A 19,410-nucleotide genomic window follows, 5' to 3' on the forward strand; every position below is an offset into this window, starting at 1 on the left:
TCGGATGACCTGTTTTTCTTTCCCCAAAACCATTCACCTTTCAAACTAAAAAGACGGAGAAACATCTCCGCCTCACACGTAGATAAAGAATAGGATGATCATCATCGTCATCCCGATCACTTTTAAGAGCGTGCTGCCGAGAAAGGCGAGAACGGTGCCGACGCCGATGCTCCACGCTTCACGTGTCGTCTTCCCAAGTGTCAACTCCGCCAAGAAAGCGAAGATGAACGGGAAAATCAAAACCCCGACGAGCGGGAAAATAAACGGTCCCGCAATCAAACCGATTGTCGCACCCCATTTCGCTCGCTCCGAACCGCCTCGCTTATCCACTGTAGCCCGGGTGACGACATAGTCGACGCCGAACAAGAAGACGAGGAAGACCGATTGCCATACCCAGAATGTCCAGGTCAATGGTTCAAACGAAAAACCGAATCCATAAATCATGTATCCGATGAACAAGAACAAGACACTCGGGATGACTGGATAGATGAGTCCTGCAAAAGCGACCACAAATGATGCGATAATGAATACCCATAGTAAGGTCGTCATGACATTCTCCTCATTTCATAATGGTCGGATCGGTGATATGGTCAGCCACGTTGACCGCCTTCACTTCAAACTGACCTTGTTGATGGGTGATATAGTTCGAGCAGGCGTTTCGCATGGCGTGACGGAACGTATATGCCCCATCGATGGCAGAAAGCGCCGCTTTGATTGCATGAGAATGGCAGACGACAATGATGCGTTTGCCAGAATACGTATCCACCAAATGATTCATTCCTTCTAAGACCCGTGTACGCATCTCGTCTTCCGTTTCGAGACCCGGAATCTGATTCTGGTCATCCGCTTGAACCGCCTCGTAAATCCCTTTCACGGGCTGCCCGGATGCCGCTCCGAATTCACGTTCAATGAAACGCTCATCTAGCAGAATCGCTTTATGTTCGATGCCACAGGCTGTCGCAATGGCTTGTGCGGTGTGAACCGCACGTGACAAGGGACTCGAGACGATGACGTCCCACTTCTCTTGACTCAAAAAAGCTGCACTCTCCTCTGCCTGTTGACGTCCGAGTGCATTCAACGGATTATCTTCACGCCCTTGAATAATTTCTAAACGGTTCCAATCGGTCTGGCCGTGTCTGACTAAACATAACTCTGTCACTACTTCCACTCCTTACTCTTTCAATCATCCCCCATCGTACCATCTTCCCTAAAAATCGCAACGTCATCCGAGGCATTCTTCAATAAAACGATTGATTCTGGCCATGAGTTGCTCTTCTTTGATTGGATTATCCGATTGAAGGAAGCTCGCCAGCGAGTGGGTACCATTCGGAAAGGAGATGAGTTGAACGTTCGCGCCGACGTCACTCGCATGTTCGACGAAGTGAAGCGCTTGGCCGAACGGGACAATCGGATCTTTCTTCCCGTGTAGCAGTAAAATCGGCGGGGCATCGGCATATAGATGGGAGACCGGGGAGCATTTTACCATCAACTCACGCCATTCCTCACGGCTTCCTTCATAGAACTTTAAGTGAGCGAGCCACGTCTGGATAAATTTGAACAATAAAAAGTTTGTCGGTGGATACAAGGCGATGACCCCTTTGATGGTCGGGAGGTCGTCTCCCAAATCGCCCGCAAATTGTCGATGACGATCGAGCGCAGCCGCAAGCATGAGCGCGGCGCCTGCTGAGTCCCCCCAAACGAGTAGTTGACTTGTATCTAGCGTCAAAAGCGATTCATGTTGTTTCAAATAGCACAGGGCATCAGAAACATCAAAAATATTGTCAGGGAAGTACACCCCGTCTTCAAATAGACGGTAATCGATGCTGACGACCGCGATCCCTTTCCCCAAAAAGTGGTCGAGCAACGGATGAAACAGTGTCACCATACTCCGATTCCCTCTGACGAACGCTCCCCCATGAGCATATACCGCCACCGGGAACGGTCCCTCCCCAGGGGGGAGATACAAATCAAATTGGAGCGGACGATCGTGAACAATTTTATACGTGTACGTGTGGCGCCGGCGTGTTGTCGGTTGAATCGGCAACTTGGGTTCTTGCCATCTGACAAGGGACCCGTACTGACTCCACACGCTAGCCCCGGCTGCCGTCGCCGCAGCAATCGCCGCACCCCCGACAAACCAGGCAGTCTCCTTTCTCATACAATCCACTCCTCGTTCCTTTTTTTAATCATATTCCCGCTTTTTTCAAAAATCTATCCATCAGAAGTCGGACTTGACGTGCTCCGAAGCTCACACTATAATATTACTCGCGGTCATAAAACGTAACAGTTACGATTTAATATTCAGATAACTTGAAAGGTGGAAGATGGAAGATGAAGAAAACTTGGTTAGGCGCAGTCGCAGCCGGTACGCTTTTACTCGGTGCGTGTGGAAATACCGAAGGAGACAACGCATCTGAATCGACAGATGGTCAACTGACCGTCTTCGCTTCAACGTTTGCATTAAAATCATTAGCCGAAGAAATCGGTGGCGACCGCGTCAACGTGGAGATGGTCATTCCACCTGGGGCTGATCCGCATACGTATGAGCCAACTTCAAAGCAAATGACACAAATCGCAGAAGCCGACCTCTTTTTGACGATTGGTCATGACCTTGAACCTTACGTCGAGTCTATGGAGAAGAGTTTAGATGGTCAGAACGTCGCCTTCGTCAAAACAGCCGAGAACGTGAAGTTACTCGATGCGGCGGATACCGTCCATGTCCATGAAGAAGAAGGACATGCTGAAGACGAAGGGCATTCTGAGGACGAGCATGCTAACGAAGAAGCATCACATTCGGAAGATGAGTATGACCACGGAAAGTATGACCCTCACGTTTGGCTCGATCCAACGAATGCTGTATCGATGGCAGAAGCGGTCGAAGCCGCATTCAGTGAGGAAGCACCCGACTATAAGGATGAGTTCGCAGAACGATTAAGCACCTTCAAAGACGAAGCGAACGCCCTCGATGCGGAATTGAAGGCAGCGGTCGAGAACGGTTCGAAATCCGAGTTACTTGTAACGCATGCCGCATACGGCTATTTGGCTGAACGCTATGGTTTCGATCAGTTGCCGATTGCCGGACTTACACCGTCTGAAGAGCCGTCACAACAAGCTCTCAAACGGATCATCGAGGAAGCCCGTCTCCACGACTTGAACTATATCGCATTCGAAGACACGGTCACACCAAAAGTGGCCGAAGTCGTGAAACAAGAGATCGGCGCAGAGAGCGTGACGATCTATAACTTGGAATCGGTCACGAAAGAACAGATGGACAAGAGCTACTTCGACTTGATGCGTGAAAACGTCAAGGCACTTGAGACAGCGTTGAAATAATCAAAATCCCGAAACGAATCAACTCGTTTCGGGATTTTTTTATACTTCTATTCGTCGGTCTAACATCTTCATCGTGACAAGAAGCAGGAGCAGTAGCGATACGATGACGCTCATCATCCAGAAGTCCCCGTCCATGAAGAATGATCGTGTCCACTCTCCTGTACTCAGTCCTAACCACGCTTGACTGACACCAACGCCAATCAGTGCGATTGCACCAAAACGAACCCATGTCATCTGTGGAACGAATCGTTTGCTGACCAAATAACTATTCAATACTAAAAGACCGACATACGCGATGAGAAGGACGTTCCAAGCCGTGTCAAATGAGACAGATACCACCCCGACCGTGACAGCATACCCCCATGTCATGAAGAATACGATGAATGAGATGAGTGTGATGCGATAAAGCGACTTGAACCCCGTTTGATACGCAAGAAACGGATTGATGAGTAGCCCGAGCCAGATGAGAGCGCCGAACACATCCATGAGCAAATCCCCTTTATACCATTTATTAACAGTATACCATGGGAATTCACTTTCATTCATAATAAATCAAGACGAATTCTTCCTGGGACGAAGCGATCTCACAAAACTGTTGCAACCGGGTCCAATCTTCCCAAATCATCTCGAATTCATCTTTTGCAACGAATGCCATGTCTTTCACATCATCTCGCCCGAACGCATGCAACGTATCTTTGACGATATGAAGTAACTGCGGGGTCAAGATACCGACCACGACCGCCTGCGCCTCATTGACAATCAACTCTTCGCCGACGAGCGCCATTTCCATGTTATACGTGTCGGCCCCGTCGATATATACCTCGATTTGACTAAGTACGCGTTGAAACGGTTCCACATTCGGAAGCGTCAGCGTATCGTCCCGATCCCGATATTGCTCATGCATATGAATCAACCAGTCTAAAATCATCTCCGGATCCTGATTAAATGACACCCAAACTTCTGGGGAAACACGTACATAATGCGTCGTCTCCATACATGAACGCCCCCTTTTTATGACATTACCCGTCTTATATATGTAAAAAAACCGCCTACTTGAATTCGTAGACGGTTCCTTATATCAAGAACGACTTGTTCCTGTTTGTTGTTCCTCTGTTTCGCTTTCCCAAGCTTCGATGTATTCACGACCAGGAAGATTTTCAACCGAGTCGACATAGAAAACTGGATCTTCTCCTTCGCGTCGCTGTGCCAAGTAGTCATCGAGAACGGCGCGAGCCACTTTCGCCAAGCGGAAGATGGCATACAAGTTCACGAGTGCCATGAGACCCATGAACACGTCAGCAATCGACCAAACAAGGCCGGCAGAGCGGACCGCACCAAACAAGACCATGCCGACAACACCGATGCGATAGAGCGTGACATAGATTTTCTTATCCGAGATGAACTGGATATTCGTCTCACCGTAGTAATAGTTTCCAAGAATCGAACTGAACGCAAATAGGAAAATTGCAATCGTCAAGAACGATGTAGCGACTGATCCGATTTCTACTGTCAACGCGGCTTGCGTCAATTCGACACCCGCAAACGACTCTGAACCGGCTACGCCTGAAATCAAGATGATCATCGCTGTCGATGTACAAACGAGCAATGTATCGACAAATACGCTAAACGATTGAATCAATCCTTGTTTGACAGGGTGCGATACTTCCGCTGTCGCAGCGGCGTTCGGTGCAGAACCCATACCCGCTTCGTTCGAGAAGAGACCTCGACGAATCCCTTGAAGTACCATGGCGCCAATCGCCCCTCCGAAGAGTTGCTCAATTCCGAGGACTCCTTCTGAGAAGATGAGGCTGAAGACGTCTGGTAGAAGGGAAACGTTCGTCACCATAATCCAAATCGCGAGTAAGATGTAGCCACCTGCCATGACCGGTACGATGATACTCGACAAGAGTGCGATCGATTGGATCCCACCGAAGACGACAATGGCCGTCACAATCGCGAGGACAACCCCAACGACTGTTGTGCTGATGCCGAACTGGTTACTCACAGAGAGTGAGATCGTATTCGACTGTACCGAGTTGAACGCGAATCCGAATGAGAACGTGATTAAAATCGCGAACAAGACACCTAGCCAACGTTGGCCGAGCGCACGCTCCATATAGTAGGCAGGTCCCCCACGCCATGTGCGTCCATCACGAATCTTGTACACTTGTGCCAACGTACTTTCGACGAATGCAGATGCTGCCCCAATCAACGCAATGAGCCACATCCAGAAAACTGCTCCTGGGCCACCTAGCGCAATCGCTGTCGCCACACCGGCAATGTTACCCGTCCCTACACGAGCTGCCGTTCCGATTGCGAAAGCTTGGAACGAAGACACTTGGCCTTTTTCACGTGCTGTGCCCTCTTTGAACAAGAGGCGGAACATTTCAGGAATCATGCGGAACTGAACGAAGCCCATACGAACTGTAAAATAAAGACCTAACGCGACAAGTACAACGATGAGCACTTGCGACCACAACAAATCGTTCGCTTGCGAAACGAGTTTCTCTACCAATTTCTCCATACTAATCCTCCATCACTCTAAAAATCTCAATAGAAAAAGTCATGTCAACTTTCTTAACATGAATTGAATTATAGGTAAATTATACGAAAATTGCAATATTAATTCGTTTTTCAATATCACCTCGACTCTTTCTAAAAGCAAAAAACGAGCCGGGGAGCGCATCGCAATCCGACTCGTTTTCTATTCCGTTTAGATAAAGAGGTTTAGGTTACCGCCTTCTGCTGCGCCGAGATACGCTGCCACACCACCAAGATCGACCCCATCAATCAACTCTTCTTCTTTGATACCCATGACATCCATTGACATCGTGCAAGCTACCATTTTCACGCCCGCTTCTTGCGCCGACTTGATCATTTCTTCGACAGAAGGAACGTTCTTATCGCTCATGACTTTCTTCATCATTTTTTGACCGACACCACCGAAGTTCATGTTCGAAAGTGGAAGTTCGCCGGCATGCCCTGGCATCATCATGCCGAACATTTTCTCAAGACCTTGCTTTTTCACTTCCGGCGCGTCCGGTTTGCGGATGACATTGAGTCCCCAGAATGTGAAGAACATCGTCACTTCTTTCCCCATCGCGGCAGCACCTTGCGCAATGATGAGGGATGCGAGTGCGCGGTCGAGGTCTCCGCTGAAGACGACCATTGATGCACCGTCTCCTGCTGGTGCGCCTGCTTGTGGTGCAGCCGGACCTTGTCCTTTTTGAAGGATGGCTTCAACGCGTCCGTTAACGAATTGTTTCGAGACGAGTTTGTTTCCTGTCTTCTTCGCCCATGCTTCAATATCTGCGAAAAATCCTGGGTCACTTGCGAGAACACGGAGCGTTTCGCCTTCCCCGAGTTCTGCGACTTTCTTATTTACTTCTAAAATAGGTCCCGGGCATTGTAGACCACATGTGTCTAACATGACCGCTTCCCCGATTGGTGCATTTGTCATTTGTGTTGGCTCCTCTTCTACAACGGTAGCCGCTGTTTCATTTGATGTGTTCGCTTCTTCAAGCGCCTCGAAATCACGCTTGATTTGCGACCACGTCTTGTAGCCACCGCTCAAGTTTTTCACCTTAAAGCCGTTTTGACGTAAGATGCGTGATGCGAGATAGCCACGAAGACCGACTTGGCACGTCACGTAAATCGTTTCACTCCGGTCGTAGTTGTCCAAGTTTTCTCGTAATGAGTTGAGTGGTACATTGATCGACCCTGGAATCTTTCCGAGTTCATGCTCGGATTCATCTCGAACGTCTAATAACGTCGCTCCATTTTCCACGAGCTCATCGATTTCATCCCAATGCACGACTTCATTGTCACCGTGGACGACGTTCGACGCGACATACCCGATCATATTGACCGGATCTTTCGCCGAGCTGAACGGTGGTGCGTAACTGAGCTCAAGGTCAGGTAGATCGAGGACTGTCAAACCGCCCTTCATCGCCGTCGCAATGACGTCGATGCGTTTGTCGACTCCATTGATCCCAACGCCTTGCGCACCGTAGATCTCACCCGTTGTCGGATGGAACAAGAGTTTGAGTGACACCGGCGTCGATCCTGGATAATAGCCGGCATGTGAACCGGGGTGCACGTGGACGGCTTCATACGTCTTACCAGCCGCCTTCAACCGTTTTTCATTCCATCCTGTCGATGCGACCGTCATATCAAACACTTTGGCGATTCCCGTTCCCATCGTTCCATTGTATTTCACGTCACGACCGTTAATGATATCCGCAACGAGACGGCCTTGACGGTTCGCTGGCCATGCGAGTGGCACAACAGTTGGTTCTTTGAAAACGTAGTCGAGTACTTCGACCGCATCCCCGATCGCATAAATCGACGGGTCAGATGTCATCATTTTTTCGTTTACTCGGATTGCACCGCGCGTGCCTGTTTCAAGGCCGGCTTCACGCGCAATCGTCGATTCCGGTGTAACCCCAATCGACATGATGACCATATCTGTATCGATGACACGACCGCTCGTCAAATGCACCTTCTTCCCTTTTTCAGAGAATGAAGAAACGCCATCTGACAATTGAAGCTCGACGCCATGCAAGCGCATGTGTTCATGGATTGGCGCCACCATCTCACGGTCGAGTGGTGTCATGACTTGATCTGCCATCTCGACGAGAGTCACTTCAACGCCACGCTCACGTAAATTTTCTGCCATCTCAATCCCGATAAAGCCTCCACCAATCACGGTCGCATGCTTCGGCGCCTTGTCATCAACGTAGCCACGGATTTTATCTGTGTCCGGAATGTTGCGAAGCGTGAAAATAGCTTCTGCCTCATCGATTCCAGGGATGTTTGGACGAATCTGTTTCGCTCCCGGTGACAGGATGAGAACGTCGTATGACTCGTCATACGTTTCGCCTGTGTGAACGTGTTTCACCGTCACTGTTTTCTCTTCACGGTTAATTTTAATGACTTCCGTCAAATTGCGGATATCGAGTTGGAAACGCTTGTTCATCCCTTCAACGGTTTGAACGAGGAGTTTTTGACGGTCTTGGATGACATCTCCGATATAGTATGGAAGACCACAGTTCGCGAACGAGATGTACTCTCCACGGTCGAACATAACGATATGGTCTTCTTCATTTAATCGACGAAGACGCGCTGCTGCAGATGCACCACCTGCTACCCCACCGACGATTACGATTTTTTTACTCATTGTCCATTTCCTCCTCTGACGACTTCTCCTGGCCAACTCATCAAGCCATCTTCTATATTGACCACTTTATAGCCTTTCGCCTCCATTTGCCAAGTCGCTTGCGTGCTACGCGCACCTGAGCGGCAAAGAACGACATATTCTTCAGCTGGATCGAGCGTGTCGATCCACTCTGTCATTTCGGATAACGGATAGTTTTTCGCGCCTTCAATATGTGCTTCTTGAAACTCGTCACGTTCTCGGACGTCGACGATATTTACAGGCACTTCAAAGTCCATTTGACGTTTTAAAGCGGATGCTTTCATCGTTGATCTACCTTTCTTTTTTCAATTCGATTTATACCATTCGGCTTGGTTGCTGGCGTTCAACAAATTTGTGATTTTTTGAACATTTCGCTTCCACGCCATTAATATACCCCCTCGGGTATTTAATTGCAAGAAATAAGTTTGTCGAAATGTCGAATTTTTCAACATCATCCATTTGGATAGTTGATGCTCGACACATACTCCCCCATGTATTAAGATGAGCCTACACAATAAATAGTTGGGTAACTGAACAATTTTTCCTATAGAGGTGAATGATATGGAACCGTATGTATACGATGCAAAAGTATTGAATCGCATGAAACGAGTGGAAGGACAAATTCGTGCCATCATCCGGATGATGGAGGAAGGAAAAGAATGTCGCGATGTCGTGACGCAATTAAGTGCCGCACGTTCCGCACTCGATCGCGCTTCGACGATCATTGTGGCTAAGAACTTGGAACAATGTATCATCACCGCTCAAGCAGATGGCGAAGATACGTCCGAAACGGTGGAAGAAGCCATTAAAATGTTGATGAAACGCTAGTTCCCCTTGCTTTCCCTGTCCAAATGGGAGAAAGTTAGAGTAACGACTTACTAAGGGGGATTTCCTTGTGAACTTCGAAGAAAAAGTAGAATCATTTAGAGCGCTCGCCGCTGAACGCAACATGACGTTCAAAGAGAGCGACACTGAAACGCACGTCACGTTCTTGACGCGTGAAACAACAAAATCCGGGGCTCAGCCCGTTATGATTATCGCTTTTAACAAAAAGACGACAGATGCTGAGTTGTATGCTGCTACCGTCACGCACGTCCCAGATTACGTAGAAGATTTACCGATTCTTAATGCCTTGAACGAGTTCAACCAGGAGTTCAAATACTTCCGTTGTGTACTCGACAGCGATCGCGATGTCACACTCGCCTCGACACTCGACCTCGACCTCGGTTTCTCACCAGAGATCATCTTGCAACACTCATTCATGATGTTCCAAGCGGCCGACGAAGTGAACGAGTACATGCAGAAGTTGTATACGCAAGTCCAATAACAAACAGCCGCCCCGGACGAATCCAGGGCGGCTGTTTTTGAATCATTCTTTCGAGCGGACTCGTATAAGGAGAAAAAGGAGGAATTGCTGATGATGACACGTTACACCCATTACCTCGAAGCACTCGAAGGAATCAGGGGGGCGACAAAATGGTTCACTGACGATTTCCGACGTTTGATGGCAATCAACTACGCCATGCACGATGCCCCGTTCGATTCGAAACGGTTCGAACACGCTCAAGCGGTTCTGAAACAAAAGACCGGCATGTTCTCAAAATTTCGCGGCAGCAATAATTTCGTCTGGCTGTCGTTTCTCGACGCCAAGTATGAAGACATCGAACCGGCCATCGACGAGGTACTCCGGCTCGACACGTTGCTCGACCGAAAGCACTTCCGCTTCAGTATGTTACGGCCCTTTATCGCGAGCCAACTGATTAACGTTGATGAGCCCGAACGCCGACTCGACGAGGCGAGCGCACTCTATCAGACGTTCAAACGAAATCATCCTTGGCTGACGAGTGAAGAAGACCTGTTGTCCGCCCTCGTTCTCGTTCAAGCGTTCGATGACCACGATGCGTTGAGTCAACGGATTGAGACGTATTATGAAGCGTTGAAAGCACAGCTCCCCCGCTCGAACGAACTCCAACTCGTCTCGCACTTATTCGCCTTTAGTGAGTTATCACCAGATGAGGTCGTCACCCGCTTCTTGGATTGGCACAACTGGCTAAAAAAACAATCCATCGCCGTCAAAAATGAACATCTGCCACCGCTCGCCCTGTTGGCCATCGTCGCGGTCCCGAACGACAATGACGAACGCGACCTGATTGACATCACGAACGCGGAGAAGGAAAAACATCGCTGGTTCCACACACACGCGTTGACCGTCGCCTTGCAACTCGTCGCGGCAAACAACATCAAGGAAGACGCGAGCGATTTACTGTTGCACGGCACGTTCGCGCATTTGCTCGCCATGCAACAAGCTGCGACGGCTGCCGCAACCGTGGCCATCATCTCGAGCACCGCTTCAAGCGACTAAAAAAAGAAGGGTTCCCCCTTCTTAAGAAAATAAATACCAGCTGAGACACCCGAGCACGAACACCGAATTGGCAATTTCGACGATCCCGATCTTCATGATAGGGATCTTTTTACCGTAGAAGACAACCGCTCGGATTAGGCTTGGTGCGTAAGCGAGCGCGAGTAACGGATACCCAAGGACGATGAAAACGGCGACGAGCAAGCCGTGATATCCCCAAGACAGATTGCGATACGACACACTCTTCTTCTCTCGAATCATCGTCTTGACGAAAAAGATACTCCCGAGGAAATAGAGGTACGGCAAGACGAATACCCACACCATCGTCGCGTCGAGCGTACGCGCGCCTAGGTAATAGCTCGCCATCCCACCGATGCAAAATGAGGTGACGGCGCTGACGTCATTCCAGACGTTGCGCTCGTCCTTGATTTTGGCGAAATAGGCGTTCACCAAACCAAACGGAATCATCGCGAGGACGAACCAGACGAGACGCCATTCGGACAGAAACACCGGGATGGCGGCGACGGTGGCAATCGTCAAATACGTGATGACCGTGCGCAACATCTGCTGCGATTTTTTCCGTTGCTTGATGAATTGGAACAAGAAAAATGTGCCCATATAGACGAACAGCCAGGCGATGGCGAACGGGATGTGCGCGAGTGTCCAGCCGCCGACAATGCCGCCGAGTAAGAACGGTAAGATGAGCATCGACCAAGCGCCGTGTTGTTTTGGAATCATCCATTTCATGTGACTCCCTCCTTCTACGTTCAGTGTAGAAGAAAGACGGCTATAAAACTGTGATAAATTTTACAAAACAAAAAACGATCTCAGGCGAGATCGTTTTTTGGTGAAAGTTTGGGTTTGATGACCGCCGGCTTGGTATGTTCAACCACGTCGTCCGCCAACATCTTCGTGACGACCCGACCTGCGATCGAGACCGCGACGAGCGTATACAGTGCATTCGACAATGGTAAATAGATGAGCGAGATCGCCAAGACGATGACATCAAACGTGATGAGAATCGTACCGACCGACACGCCTGTCCATTTCGATAGACCTAAGGCGAATAAATCATCGCCTCCGGTCGCCCCGCCTGACTTCAAGACAAGACCGAGACCATATCCGGTCACAATCCCACTCGCGATGGCAGCGAACAACGTCGCTGGCCATACTTGAATCTCAAACGTGAGCAAGTCGAGACGGTCCCACATCGCATAACTGAGCGACAAGGATGAAGCGGCTAGTACCGCTTGCCCGACAAAACGCCATCCTTTCCACCATAAAGCGACGATAAAAAATGGGATGTCGAGCACGATCATCGAAATCGCCGGGTCGATATCAAATAAATAACGACCGAGTAGCGATAAACCGACGAACCCGCCTTCCGCCAAACCAAACTGTTCATTCAAATAATAATAACCGAACGCCATGATCAGCGTTCCGAGCACTATGGTAGCAACTCGTTTCATTCCGATTGTCCTCCCCGTTCTTGACGGAGAGGAGGATCCTCAGTCGTAGCTGCGGTTCCATCTGTTCCATCTCCGATCTTCCGTTTGTTGATTGATACACGTGGTTGTAATCAGTCAACGCTAGAAGTCCGGAAGTTGGAACAGAGGCCATGTCCTCTCGGTATCCATAAAGACCTTCCTTTCTCAAATTGCGCGTAATCTTGTACGTAGTTTACCACACATTTTGATTCAGTTCATGAATTTTACCTTTAGTGCATGTTACGTTTCGGTAAATCTTTCTTTCCGAACCACCACCAGTTCCAATCCCCGAACAGTTTCATGAGAGACGGAACGAGCAGGATCCGGATGATGGTCGCATCAATGAAGATGGCGAGCGCAATCCCCACGCCGAGCTGTTTGATCGGGCTCACACCCGTGAAGGCGAACGCACCCGTCACGACGATCATAATGATGGCGGCTGAAGTGATGATTTTACTCGTCTTCGCAAGCCCCATCTCCGTCGCATAGTCATTGTCGCCTGTCTCGCGGTAATATTCCTCGATTCGCGAAACAAGAAATACCTCATAGTCCATCGACAATCCAAAGACGAGTGAGAAGATGAACACCGGTGTCAAAATACTGATTGTTTCTGCATCGTACACATAACCTGATTCAAAAATGATGACGAGTAAACCGAACGTCGCCCCAAGACCAAGCACGTTCATGAGAATCGCCTTGATTGGAATCAAGATGGATCGGAACGCCCACATGAGGATGAAGAAGGTTGCCAAGATGACGGTGATGACCGCATAGGGAATGCTGTCATAAATCTCATCATAAATCTCTTCATTGAAGGCTGCCGGTCCGCCGACTTCAAACCCTTTGTCTCGCCAATCGCGTACGAATGCTTGCGCTTCTTTGTCACTCGGAGGTACATCGAAGCTGACATTCACGAGCGCCAAATCTGTATTCCCATCAAGGGTCACAAGTCGCTCAAGTGGGGCGAGTTGTTCTGGCGCCGCTTCGGCGAGTTGCGTAAACGTCTCAGGCGTCAATCCGGATGTCGTTAAGAAAGTCGAGACATTATCGACAATATCGACCTCGTTTAACTCATCTGTGAGACTCGTCAATTCCTCTAAAATCATCGGATCGGTCAAATCGTTCGCTTCGAATAAAAGGACCGCATCGGTCGAGTTATCCCCAAACACATCGTCCCACCGTTCGAGCGCCGCTCGTGATTCATAGGAAGTCGGGAGCGCATCGGCGTCCGGAATGTTCAACTCTAGGTCGCGCACGAACCAAAGACTCGGGAGTAGAATCAACAAAGCAATGAGCGTCATCGTCACCGGACGTCTCATCACGAAGCGAGCAAGCTTTTGCCAGCGCTTTTCAGATTTCGTCTCATCTGTCTTGATGATTCGTCCTTTATTTAAGGCGTCACCGACTAAGTAAAGTGATGATGGCAACAGAGTCAGTGCAGATAGCACGGCCCCCGCGACGGCAATGAGCGCACCGAGCGCGACCGCTTGGAAGACATCCACCTGAATAAAGAGTAGACCGGCCAACCCGACAAAGACACATAGACCTGAAAAGAGAATCGAGCGTCCCGCCGTCGCTACCGTCCGGACAATCGCCTCTTCTCTCGATTGCCCGCGCATCAACTCTTCACGGTAACGGTTGACGAGTAACAGTGAAAAATCAATCCCAAGCGCAATCGCAATCATGGCGACGGCATTGAGAACAAAGATAGATAATTCCATGTTTTGTGCAAAAAAGAATAGAGATCCCGCTGCGACAATAAAGGTAATCAACCCGACAAGTAACGGCATGAGCGCGGCGAGCGGCGTGCCGAAAACGAGCAACAACACGAGAAGCGCGACCGGAATCCCAATCAACTCCGCTCGAATCAAGTCATTTTTCGAAGCTTCGTTTAAGTCATCCGCAAAGACCGGTTCTCCCGTCAAGCGGACTTCGGTATCCGTATCAACGATGAGCGCGTCTCGGACGGCATCGATTGAGGATTCCGCCGCATCATAATCTTCGAATTCCAGCACGAAATAGGACACATCCCCTGAACGCGCGTCCGGATTCTCCGCCGGGGTAATCACGCCGTCAATTGAAGGAGTCGCATCAAAGCGGTCTTGTTGTTCGTCCATGACCGCCTCCAGATTTCCTCCTTCAAATAAGACGATCATTGAAGCACCTGCTCGATCAAATCGTTCATTTAACGTATCTTCTACCTGTTGGAAACGTCCGTCTTGAATGGCAAATCCGTTTCCTCTCAACTCACCCGGGAGCTGTAGCCCGAAATAAACTGAACCCGCGAGTAAAATCGCCCATATGAGTAATACGCCATACCGAAAACGAACCAACTGCCTACCTAACCATTCCATTGATGTCACTCCTCCCTGTCTATCCATCTACTTCCCGTTTCTCGATTCATTCATCATCACTTCACAAAAAATTCCTGAACCTAGGTTCGGTTCAGGACTCTTGTCGTTCAAAGACTTGAAGCCAGCTATGGCAAAATCGTGGTGGTGCGGACAAGACGACGAGTCGATCCCCTCGTTCATCTAACAGCATTACCTTCAATAATTGGTTGTCTGCACACACGCTTGAGCAAAATAATTCTTCCTCTCGATGAAACAGTTGGAACGACTCTGTCGATGTGATCGCCGTCGTTTCTCCCACTTGATCGAGAATGACCGTGTCGCGGTTTCCTTCGTATGGAATGCGCCAGGTTTCGTTCGTCTTCACATTTTCAACTAAAAAATGATGAGTTCGTTCATCGAACAATGTCACACACGTTTCAGGTGTGAACCGTTCAAAATCATACGTCCCTTGATACGCTAGCTCGATGATGTTCCCAAAGACAGGGACTTCTTCATAGCGGCTATATCGAAACGTATGATCATGGAGGTTCAAGGCTACGACATCCGATTCGGCTGAATATAAGAAGATGTCATCGCCTTGCCAATAGTGCAAATTGCTAAACCAGTCTCCGTTGAATCGTTGAGGGATCGCATGCGCCTCCATCTGTCCTTGTTGTAAATCAATGACTCCGTAAAGTCCTTTTTCCTGGAACCATGCAACGGCACGTCTTGCATTCGGCTCCACATATAGGGCGCACGGTGTCCATTTCCAGTCGATCTCCCAGCGAATTTGAGACGACTCGTCAAAGAACATAAATCCGGTTTGCGCCAAGTACAACATCCAACCTTCACCTACACGTTCTAACCATTCGATCGTTTGATGAAATTGAAAGTCTGCTGTTTGTTCGTACATTTGATCACTTCCTAATTTCAGCTTAGCAACCACCGAAGCGAAATTCGATTTTGAATGTGTTCATTCAACACATTTTCGATTTTCCTGTATACTGACGGTAAAGACATATCGTTTAGAAAGGAGACCTTCCATGCGTCCATTACAACTATCACCAGAGACCGCAGTTGAACTCGCAAAAAAATTAAACGTCCCCCTCGAGGAACTGATGCATATGCCAAAACACATCCTCGTTCAAAAAATGATGCAACTCGAGGCATCTCAAACAGAGGAAGACACACCAAAGGAGACGGATTAACGTCTCCTTTTTGGTTACTGCTCTTTGCGTTTGCGCTTTCTCGATACATACCAGAGACCACCGATTACGGCGAGTGCTGCACCACCGGCCACAGCGTACTTGCTGTAATCTGGGCGACGTTCGGTTACGACTAGTGTAGAGAGTGGAGCGACCGTCATATGACGGTCCTCGACTTGACGTGGTGCCGTCAGATTAACGGTATGGTCCTCCACGTTTACCTCGAACTTGCCAGATGGAAGTTTGACCTCAACCGCCTCCTCGAGTGCGTTGTGGTAGACGATATGTCGTTCTACATATCCTTCCACATGACGGCTCAATTCAAAGGCAATCACACCCTCTGCTTCATCAAAGAAACGCAAGTGTTTGCGAATCTGTTCCGTGTTTTCGAGTCGGAAGAGCGGATACTGCTTACGCAGACGCAAGAGACCTTTCACATATTCCACACTTGGCGCTTCTTGCTCCGCCCGGTTCCAGTCCACACGGTTGACGACTTCGCCTGAATTGAAGCTGTTCTCATCCCCGTCTTTTGTCCGGAAGAACTCCTGTCCACTGTGAAGGAATGGAATCCCTTGACTCAGGAGCACAATCGATGTCGCCAAACGGTGGCGACGGCGACGTGTCGTCTCATCATCTTCCGGATTCGTCACGGACAACTTGTCCCAAAGCGTCAAATTATCATGACATTCCACATAGTTGACGACCTGGTTCGGCTCATCAGCGAAACTTTGGCTCGTGATGCCACCAGCAATCCCACGTTTCACGTCTGCTGTCATGTCCGTGTTGCCGCTCACCCAGCCCGGTAAGTCTTCGATAAAGACGTCTCCGCGGACACCGTCTCGAATCCCATCATTGAATTGGGCGATGCGTGGCATCTTATGCGCATTATGTTGATTCGCTTTTTCACGAACCGGGAGCGGCGTATCCAAGTCCCAGCCTTCCCCGATGACAAGAATCGATGGGTCGACTCGATCGAGCGCTTTCCGAATCTGATTCATCGTTTTGACGTCATGGAGTCCCATCAAATCAAAACGGAACCCGTCAATCATGAATTCTTTCGCCCAGTACGTGACACACTCGACCATGAGCTTACGCATCATCGTACGCTCAGAGGCCGTGTCATTCCCACATGCCGAACCATCCGCGAGTGTCCCGTCTTCATTTAAGCGATAGTAATAATCCGGGACGAATTGACCGAGCGGTGTCGTCAACGCATCGTACGTATGATTGAAGACGACGTCCATGATGACCCGGATGCCCCGATCGTGGAGCGCTTGAATCATTGCCTTCAATTCGACAATTCGCGACGCCGGATCATCTGCCGACGAGGCGTAAGAACCTTCAACCGCAAAGTAATGAACCGGATCGTAGCCCCAGTTATAGTTGTCTTCCCCTTCACGTGACTCATTCACCGAGCCGTAGTCAAAGAACGGCATCAATTGAAGATGTGTGATTCCGAGCGAGGTGATGTAATCGAGTCCTGTCGGGTAACCGCTCGTGGTCGTCGTACCCGTCTCGGTCATCCCTAAGAACTTCCCACGGTGCGTCGCCCCACTCTCTGGGTGACTCGTCAAATCGCGGACGTGCGCCTCATAGATGACCGCCTCTTGTGAAGAATTGAATAGCGGACGTTCTTTGATCCAATGGTCCGGGTTCAAGGATGCCGGGTCAAGTAGACATCCACGCTTCCCATTCACTCCGACGACTTTCGCATACGGATCGAGCGACTCCACTTTCTTCCCATCAATCAGCGCTTCAAATACATAAAATTGACCTTCGAATAAGGCACGGTCGAGTTCGATCACCCACGTCCCCTTCTCAGCCGGCTCGAGCTCGAGTCGTTCAAACTTACGGGCACGGGCTGTTCGATATAACTTGACCGACATCTGTTCCGCTACCGGAGACCAAACTCGTAGTCGAATCTGTTCCCCTTTGAACGTCACCCCTAGGTCTTTCCCGTGATAGGCAACGTGATCTAAGTCTGCATGTGTGTGTTGATCCATTGTACGTTCCATCTCTTCACTCCTTCACTGCTTCAAATCTGCTATCATTATAACAAAACCACACAAAGGATGGATGAAACATGGCAAAAGACAATTCTTTCGATATCGTGTCAGAAATGAATCTTGAAGAAGTGAAGAACGCAATCCAAATCGCAGAAAAGGAAATTTTGAACCGTTACGACTTCAAAGGCTCAAAGAGTGAGATGTCGCTCGACAATGGCGACCTCGTCCTCATCTCGGATGACGACTACAAACTCGAGCAATTAAAAGACGTCTTGATCACGAAATTGATCAAACGCGGTGTCCCGACGAAAAACCTCGACTATCAAAAAGTAGAGAACGCACTCGGCGGCACGGTTCGCCAACGTGTGAAATTGAAAAGCGGCATCGACAAAGACGACGCGAAGAAAATCAACAACGCCATCAAGGAATCAAAACTAAAAGTCAAATCGCAAATCCAGGACGACCAAATTCGCGTGACAGGTAAGTCGCGTGACGATCTTCAAGCCGTCATGCAACTCGTACGTGAACTCGAGTTGTCCGTCGATGCCCAATTTACGAACTTCCGATGAAACTCGCCATCATCAGTGACCCACACGGTTCGTTTGATGATTTGAAGGCCGTTCTCGATGATGTCCGGCGAGAAACCGAGCACATTCTCTGTCTCGGGGATCTATATGAATGCCACATCGGGAAAAAACGACGTCACGAACGCTTTCATCATGTGGAAGACGTCGTGACGTATGATCCGAATTACGAAGCGCTACTCACATTTCCGAGTCTACGTGGTAATCAGGAAGAGCGAATCGACGAGGTGCTCGTCATCGACCATCCCGTGAAAACACGGATTTCCTTATTGCCGGAACAGACGACTCTCGAGGAAGCCCGCTTTTTACATGGGCATCAAGTCAAATGGAACGAAGACTGGGAACCGGTTGTCGAGAAAGGGAAATATCCACTCGTCTTCATCGGACATAGTCACATCCCCGGGATTTACCGAAAAGGAAAATCCTTGCCGTGGGAAATCGGGACACCGTTCCATTTGAAGAAAAAACGATATGTCATCAACGTCGGTGCTGTCATATTCGATCGGGAATGGTGTCTCTATGATACGGAAGCCCGGACGGTGACGCGGATGAAAGCGTGAATACAAAAAGGACCTCAATTTTTGAGGTCCAGGCTGTTGATGAACCAGATTGCATCTTGCAATCTGGTCCATCTTTTTTTGTGGGTTTCGATTTCTTGGGGCGTTCTGCCCCAAGAAATTGAAGACGTATTATGAGACGGTCCTTTCCAATCAACAGGTTAGGCAACTTTTTATGCTTTGTACAGTGACTGAAGCCAGATTGGCGCGTTGAACCTTCTCGATTCCGTCTGGTTCGCTTCATGTCGTTTTCAGGATTGAAGCGTTACATGTCGGATTCCTTCTTTTGATGATTTTTTCGGCCATCGAGGCCTTAGAAAAAGACAAACGGCCGTCAGATGACGACCGT

General features: G+C 49.1%; 20 protein-coding genes. 7 read left to right on the forward strand and 13 right to left on the reverse strand.

Going from position 1 to position 19,410, the window contains the following annotated elements; all coding sequences use genetic code 11:
- Positions 1-72: 72 nt before the first annotated feature.
- From KNO71_RS12665 to KNO71_RS12675, 3 genes are all read right to left on the reverse strand, one after another.
- A complete protein-coding gene (locus tag KNO71_RS12665; protein ID WP_031424439.1) occupies positions 73-549 on the reverse strand; it encodes a DUF456 domain-containing protein in 477 nt (158 codons plus the stop codon).
- 10 nt (positions 550-559) lie between these two features.
- Positions 560-1,159 carry a histidine phosphatase family protein gene (locus KNO71_RS12670; RefSeq protein WP_214688868.1) on the reverse strand — a complete coding sequence of 200 codons (600 nt, stop codon included), beginning with the start codon at positions 1,157-1,159 and terminating at the stop codon, positions 560-562.
- A 63-nt stretch (positions 1,160-1,222) separates the two neighbouring features.
- A complete protein-coding gene (locus KNO71_RS12675; RefSeq protein ID WP_078146151.1) occupies positions 1,223-2,158 on the reverse strand; it encodes an alpha/beta hydrolase in 936 nt (311 codons plus the stop codon).
- Positions 2,159-2,331: 173 nt separating this feature from the next.
- On the opposite strand from KNO71_RS12675, the gene KNO71_RS12680 reads away from it, so the two are divergent.
- Positions 2,332-3,333: a metal ABC transporter solute-binding protein, Zn/Mn family gene (locus KNO71_RS12680; protein WP_214688870.1), complete on the forward strand. Its 1,002-nt coding sequence runs from the start codon at positions 2,332-2,334 to the stop codon at positions 3,331-3,333.
- Between the two features lie 39 nt (positions 3,334-3,372).
- Here KNO71_RS12680 and KNO71_RS12685 read toward each other — a convergent pair whose 3' ends face one another.
- The 5 genes from KNO71_RS12685 to KNO71_RS12705 all read right to left on the reverse strand — a co-directional run bounded on the left by KNO71_RS12685 (position 3,373) and on the right by KNO71_RS12705 (position 8,814).
- Positions 3,373-3,819 carry a hypothetical protein gene (locus KNO71_RS12685; RefSeq protein ID WP_214688872.1) on the reverse strand — a complete coding sequence of 149 codons (447 nt, stop codon included), beginning with the start codon at positions 3,817-3,819 and terminating at the stop codon, positions 3,373-3,375.
- 52 nt (positions 3,820-3,871) lie between these two features.
- Positions 3,872-4,327 (reverse strand): hypothetical protein, encoded by a 456-nt coding sequence (locus KNO71_RS12690; RefSeq protein WP_214685157.1) that lies wholly within the window; start codon positions 4,325-4,327, stop codon positions 3,872-3,874.
- 84 nt (positions 4,328-4,411) lie between these two features.
- Positions 4,412-5,857: an alanine/glycine:cation symporter family protein gene (locus tag KNO71_RS12695; RefSeq protein ID WP_078146147.1), complete on the reverse strand. Its 1,446-nt coding sequence runs from the start codon at positions 5,855-5,857 to the stop codon at positions 4,412-4,414.
- A 189-nt stretch (positions 5,858-6,046) separates the two neighbouring features.
- The gene (locus tag KNO71_RS12700) at positions 6,047-8,512 is read right to left on the reverse strand and encodes a CoA-disulfide reductase (protein ID WP_214685156.1); all 2,466 of its coding nucleotides are present in this window, start codon (positions 8,510-8,512) and stop codon (positions 6,047-6,049) included.
- The gene (locus KNO71_RS12705; protein WP_015880530.1) at positions 8,509-8,814 is read right to left on the reverse strand and encodes a rhodanese-like domain-containing protein; all 306 of its coding nucleotides are present in this window, start codon (positions 8,812-8,814) and stop codon (positions 8,509-8,511) included. Before KNO71_RS12705 ends, KNO71_RS12700 begins: the two co-directional genes overlap by 4 nt.
- A gap of 277 nt (positions 8,815-9,091) precedes the next feature.
- Between KNO71_RS12705 and KNO71_RS12710 the strand changes: the two genes are divergently transcribed.
- The 3 genes from KNO71_RS12710 (at position 9,092) to KNO71_RS12720 (ending at position 10,892) form a co-directional block, all read left to right on the forward strand.
- Positions 9,092-9,358, forward strand: coding sequence for a metal-sensitive transcriptional regulator (locus tag KNO71_RS12710; RefSeq protein ID WP_015880529.1), 267 nt, complete (start codon positions 9,092-9,094; stop codon positions 9,356-9,358).
- 67 nt (positions 9,359-9,425) lie between these two features.
- On the forward strand, positions 9,426-9,857 hold the full coding sequence (locus KNO71_RS12715; RefSeq protein ID WP_015880528.1) for a type III secretion system chaperone family protein: 432 nt from the start codon (positions 9,426-9,428) through the stop codon (positions 9,855-9,857).
- A 90-nt stretch (positions 9,858-9,947) separates the two neighbouring features.
- Complete coding sequence (locus KNO71_RS12720) at positions 9,948-10,892, forward strand: DUF4003 family protein (RefSeq protein WP_240499775.1); 945 nt, start codon at positions 9,948-9,950, stop codon at positions 10,890-10,892.
- A 21-nt stretch (positions 10,893-10,913) separates the two neighbouring features.
- Here KNO71_RS12720 and KNO71_RS12725 read toward each other — a convergent pair whose 3' ends face one another.
- The 4 genes from KNO71_RS12725 to KNO71_RS12740 form a co-directional block, all read right to left on the reverse strand.
- Positions 10,914-11,636, reverse strand: a complete 723-nt coding sequence (locus tag KNO71_RS12725) for a YwiC-like family protein (protein WP_078146145.1) — start codon at positions 11,634-11,636, stop codon at positions 10,914-10,916.
- Between the two features lie 80 nt (positions 11,637-11,716).
- On the reverse strand, positions 11,717-12,358 hold the full coding sequence (locus tag KNO71_RS12730; protein ID WP_214685155.1) for a YitT family protein: 642 nt from the start codon (positions 12,356-12,358) through the stop codon (positions 11,717-11,719).
- A gap of 248 nt (positions 12,359-12,606) precedes the next feature.
- Positions 12,607-14,730: an MMPL family transporter gene (locus tag KNO71_RS12735; RefSeq protein ID WP_214688873.1), complete on the reverse strand. Its 2,124-nt coding sequence runs from the start codon at positions 14,728-14,730 to the stop codon at positions 12,607-12,609.
- 91 nt (positions 14,731-14,821) lie between these two features.
- Positions 14,822-15,622, reverse strand: a complete 801-nt coding sequence (locus tag KNO71_RS12740) for a hypothetical protein (protein WP_214688875.1) — start codon at positions 15,620-15,622, stop codon at positions 14,822-14,824.
- 130 nt (positions 15,623-15,752) lie between these two features.
- On the opposite strand from KNO71_RS12740, the gene KNO71_RS12745 reads away from it, so the two are divergent.
- Positions 15,753-15,917 (forward strand): YycC family protein, encoded by a 165-nt coding sequence (locus KNO71_RS12745; protein WP_074034904.1) that lies wholly within the window; start codon positions 15,753-15,755, stop codon positions 15,915-15,917.
- 14 nt (positions 15,918-15,931) lie between these two features.
- On the opposite strand, the gene pulA is transcribed toward KNO71_RS12745, so the two are convergent.
- Positions 15,932-17,929, reverse strand: coding sequence for a type I pullulanase (gene pulA, locus KNO71_RS12750; protein WP_214688878.1), 1,998 nt, complete (start codon positions 17,927-17,929; stop codon positions 15,932-15,934).
- Positions 17,930-17,997: 68 nt separating this feature from the next.
- Here pulA and KNO71_RS12755 point away from each other — a divergent pair, with 68 nt between their 5' ends.
- Entirely contained in the window at positions 17,998-18,489 is a 492-nt protein-coding gene (locus tag KNO71_RS12755; RefSeq protein WP_015880519.1) for a YajQ family cyclic di-GMP-binding protein, read from the forward strand.
- Positions 18,486-19,064 (forward strand): metallophosphoesterase family protein, encoded by a 579-nt coding sequence (locus KNO71_RS12760; protein ID WP_015880518.1) that lies wholly within the window; start codon positions 18,486-18,488, stop codon positions 19,062-19,064. Before KNO71_RS12755 ends, KNO71_RS12760 begins: the two co-directional genes overlap by 4 nt.
- Positions 19,065-19,410: the final 346 nt, after the last annotated feature.

Source organism: Exiguobacterium sp. s163, assembly GCF_018617135.1.
Lineage (GTDB): Bacteria > Bacillota > Bacilli > Exiguobacteriales > Exiguobacteriaceae > Exiguobacterium > Exiguobacterium profundum.